Raw genomic sequence first — 1587 nt, forward strand, 5'->3', positions numbered from 1 at the left:
AGGGGTTAGTAGACAGTTATGCAAAGTGTCATAAAGTCTAGTAAAGTCTTTTCATAATTGTTAGAATAGAGACATGACACTAGTACCACGACCTAAGGCGGTCGAACTTACGGGACTCTCTCAAACCACTTTGAGGAAATATGCAGACAATGGCATCATCAAATGCGAACGAACCCCAAGCGGGTACAGAATGTTCGATACAGTTAGTCTTGCCACTTTGGGGAAACGAAAAGCTCCCGAGCCAGTCACAATTTGTTACTGCCGAGTCAGTAGCAGCAAGCAATTTGACGATCTCGCCAGGCAAGTCGCATACATGCATTCCATGTTCCCAGAAGCGGAAATCATCAAGGATATCGGTTCAGGACTCAACTACAAAAGGAAAGGGCTTAGAACCATACTGGAACGACTTATGCAAGGATGTCAGCTCACTATTGTTGTTGCCTGTAGAGACAGACTCACTCGATTCGGGTTTGAACTGTTTGAATACCTGGCAGAGCTCAACGGTGGCAAAATCCTGGTTCTCGACCAGCCTGAAAGCTGTCGAGGATCCGAACTCACAGCGGATCTTCTCTGAATCATTCACGTCTTCTCTTGTCGGGTTCACGGACTCCGAAAGTACGGGGCAAAAATCAAAAAAGATTCGGATATTCCTCAATGCTGAACAACGTTCCATTATTCGTAAATGGTTTGGAGTGTCCCGTTATGTATTCAATAAAACCGTCAAGATACTCCAAAATGGCGAAATAAAAGCTAATTGGAAAGCTATCAAAACTGGGATATTAAATGACCTTCCCGAGTGGTGTAAAGCAGTGCCTTATCAAATTAAATCCATAGGGATTAAGGATGCTTGCACCGCTGTCAGGGAATCCAAGAAAAAGTACAAAAAGACTGGGCAAATTAATCGGGTTAGGTTTAGGTCTCGAAAAAATCCTGTTCAGTCTTGCTACATCCCAAAGTCAGCGGTCTCGGAGAAGGGGGTTTATCACACAAAATTAGGGACTTTAACCTTTTCCGAATCTTTGCCTGATAACAGGGGAGATTGTCGATTAACCAGCACGAATGGGGACTACTATTTAACAGTCCCTCATCAAACTACTCAAACGAAAGCCGATAACCAAGGTAGAGTGGTAGCGATAGACCCCGGTGTTAGAACATTTCTGACGTTTTTTAGCGAAAATTCTGTAGGAAAGATTGGTCACGGAGATTTTTCCAGAATTCAGAGACTTTGTACTCATCTTGATAATTTACTGTCAAAAATTAGCAAGGCGTCTAGGAATCAGAAGCGACGAATGAGGAAAGCTGCTAGGCGAATTATCATTAGAATTCAAAATCTAATAAACGAACTCCATCACAAAGCTGCTCGATTCTTAGTTGACCACTTTGATGTGATATTACTTCCAACTTTTGAGACGTCTGAAATGTCAAAAAAAGGAAAAAGAAAAATCCGGTCAAAAACTGTACGGAATTTGCTCACATTTTCCCATTTTAGGTTTAAAGAGTTTTTAAAGCATAAAGCTTCGGAAACCGGCAAAATAGTAGTGGATGTTTGTGAAGCCTATACGAGTAAGACAGTTAGCTGGACTGGAG

2 protein-coding genes are annotated in these 1587 nt (G+C 42.0%); both read left to right on the forward strand.

All coding sequences use genetic code 11. The features are described from left to right. The first annotated feature begins 73 nt into the window (after nucleotides 1–73). The gene (locus F6K38_RS41450; protein WP_008184766.1) at nucleotides 74–574 is read left to right on the forward strand and encodes an IS607 family transposase; all 501 of its coding nucleotides are present in this window, start codon (nucleotides 74–76) and stop codon (nucleotides 572–574) included. Beyond that, the coding region (locus F6K38_RS41455; protein WP_044493321.1) for an RNA-guided endonuclease TnpB family protein at nucleotides 504–1587 on the forward strand (1084 nt) is incomplete at its 3' end. The genes F6K38_RS41450 and F6K38_RS41455, both read left to right, overlap by 71 nt.

The organism is Moorena sp. SIO3B2 (genome assembly GCF_010692525.1).
Taxonomy (GTDB): domain Bacteria; phylum Cyanobacteriota; class Cyanobacteriia; order Cyanobacteriales; family Coleofasciculaceae; genus Moorena; species Moorena producens.

Coding starts and splice junctions, on each gene's coding strand:
- F6K38_RS41450 (WP_008184766.1), top strand. CDS start 74: ATGACACTAGTACCACGACCTAAGGCGGTCGAACTTACGGGACTCTCT.